General features: G+C 64.7%; 1 protein-coding gene and 2 pseudogenes. All 3 read left to right on the top strand.

Annotated features, from left to right (window positions below):
- Positions 1 to 1032: pseudogene (gene kefB-GI, locus FDW95_RS11885) on the top strand (heat resistance system K+/H+ antiporter KefB-GI); the annotation flags it as partial.
- A complete protein-coding gene (gene psiE-GI, locus FDW95_RS11880; RefSeq protein ID WP_016154556.1) occupies positions 1029 to 1526 on the top strand; it encodes a heat resistance protein PsiE-GI in 498 nt (165 codons plus the stop codon). The pseudogene kefB-GI and the gene psiE-GI, both read left to right, overlap by 4 nt.
- A pseudogene (locus FDW95_RS11875) lies at positions 1504 to 2184 on the top strand (M48 family metalloprotease); the annotation flags it as partial. The gene psiE-GI and the pseudogene FDW95_RS11875, both read left to right, overlap by 23 nt.

Genomic DNA, 2184 nt, shown 5'->3' with positions numbered 1-2184 from the left:
GCCGCCGCTGCGCACGCGGTCGGCGTATCCGCCGCCCTGGGGGCCTTCCTCGCCGGGATGGTGCTGGGCGAGAGCGACTTCCGGCACCACATGGAAAGCCACCTCAGGCCGTTTCGCGATGTGTTGTCGGGCGTGTTCTTCGTGACCATCGGCCTGCAACTGGACGCAGCACAGATTCTTTCGGCACCGCTGGCGGTGCTGGCGTGGCTGGTGGTGCTGGTACCGGTCAAGATCCTGCTCAATACGCTGGCCTTGCGGGCGACGCGCCTGTCCGCCCTCGATGCCTGGCGCACGGGCATAGCGTTGGGGCACGGCGGCGAGTTCGCCCTGCTGTTGTTGGGCACGGTCTTGCAGCAGCATCTGATCCCCGCGACCGTCGTCCAACCCATGCTGGTCGCGCTGGTGCTCAGCATGGCCCTGGCACCGCTACTGATCCGCCATCACGATGTACTTGCCCGGTTCTTGAGCCGCACCGGCGGCGTCATTCAGCCACCCCAGGCTGAAGAAGTCGAGATCGCCGCGCAGACGACGCGATATCGAGACCATGTCATCGTTTGCGGCGCGGGCGAGCTTGGCCTGACAGTCAGCGAGATTCTTCGCCACGCCGGCGTGGCGCATCTGCTGCTGGAGGCGGACGCGCAGAAGGTCGAGGCCGCGCGTGCCGCCGGCGCGCCGGTGTTCCATGGCGATGCCAGTCGGCCCGATACCTTGCTGGCTGCCGGCTTGACGCATGCGCACTTGGTGGTGCTGACGTTCGCCCATGCCCAGCAAGCGTTGCGCATCGCCCAGGCGATTGCCGAGCGCCGTCCGGCGCTGACCTTGTGGGTGTCATGCAGAAGTACAACCGCGGCCGATGCATTTCGCGCCATGCCCAACGTGCGCGTGTATCAGCAATCCTTTGCCGCAGCTATTGGGCTGGCGGAACAGGTGATGTCGACGCTTGGCATGTCGACCGAGCTGATTGAAGGACACATCAGCGCAATGCGCCGCCGTCTCGACAGCAGCCGTTTTCCAGGGAGTTCATCGTCATGAAATCAACACGCCTTAACCCATTTCAGGTCTTACGTGACCAATTGGCCATCATGAGTTTTTACGAGCGCTTCGAGCAGGTCGTCGCGCTCGTGCTGTCGGCGGTGATCGCCGTCATCATCGTGGTGTCGCTGTTCCAGCTCATCTCCATCGTCTTCACGCTGCTGGTTCTAGATGCCTTCAATCCCCTGGACCACGAGGTATTCCAGAGCGTGTTCGGCATGATCATGACGCTCTTGATCGCGATGGAGTTCAAGCATTCCATCGTGCGCGTGGCGCTGCGTCGGGACAGCATCATCCAGGTCAAGACGGTGGTCCTGATCGCGCTGATCGCACTCTCCCGCAAGTTCGTGATCCTCGACTCCGACGCGAGCCCCGCAAAGATAGCCGCGCTGGCAAGCGCCACGCTGGCTCTGGGTGCGACCTACTGGCTGCTGCGCAAGCGCGGCGACCGCGCCGCCGAGACCTCTGAGCATGACCCGTCATCATCCCAGTGATCCGCGCACGGCGCTCTTGCAACACCGCTGGCTCAACCGCCTGCAGACCGGGCTGTTGGTCCTGACCCTGGTCGGGATCGCAGCCGCAGCAGGGAGACTGCCGTTTGGGGAAGGCTGCCTGTGGCTAGCGCTGTTTGCCGTTGCAGGTGCGTTGCTGCTGGAACCGGTAGCCGCGTCGGCGCTGAGCTTGCGCCTGTACCGCGTACGGGCCTTGCACCCGCAAGAAGCCCACAAGATGTGGGCCCTGTTGCGCGAGCTGCCCGCCCGTGCCGGTTTGCCCGCCACGCCGGTGCCGCACTATGTGCCCAGTGCCGTCGTCAACGCCTTCGCCACCGGATCGAAGCAGGAGGCATCGATCGCCCTCACCGATGGCCTGCCTGCTGCGCAGCCTGAGCCCACGCGAGCTGGCGGGTGTGCTCGTGCACGAGGTCGCGCACATCGCTAATGAGGATCTGCGTGTCATGGGGCTGGCGGATTCCGACAGTCGCCTCACGAGCCTACTGGCCCTGATGGGACAGATCGCGATCCTGCTCAGCCTGCCCGCGCAGCTGGTTGGCGCGGCGGAGGTCTATTGGCCTGGTCTATTGTTATTGGCCGCATCGCCCCAGCTGGCCCTGCTCGCACAGCTCGGCTTGTCTCGCGTGCGTGAGTTCGACGC

Source organism: Citrobacter sp. wls718 (assembly GCF_005280945.1).
In the GTDB taxonomy this organism is placed as follows: Bacteria; Pseudomonadota; Gammaproteobacteria; order Enterobacterales; family Enterobacteriaceae; genus Citrobacter; species Citrobacter gillenii.
Note: the sequence above shows the minus strand (reverse complement) of the source record. Positions and strands in the feature narration are given on the sequence as shown.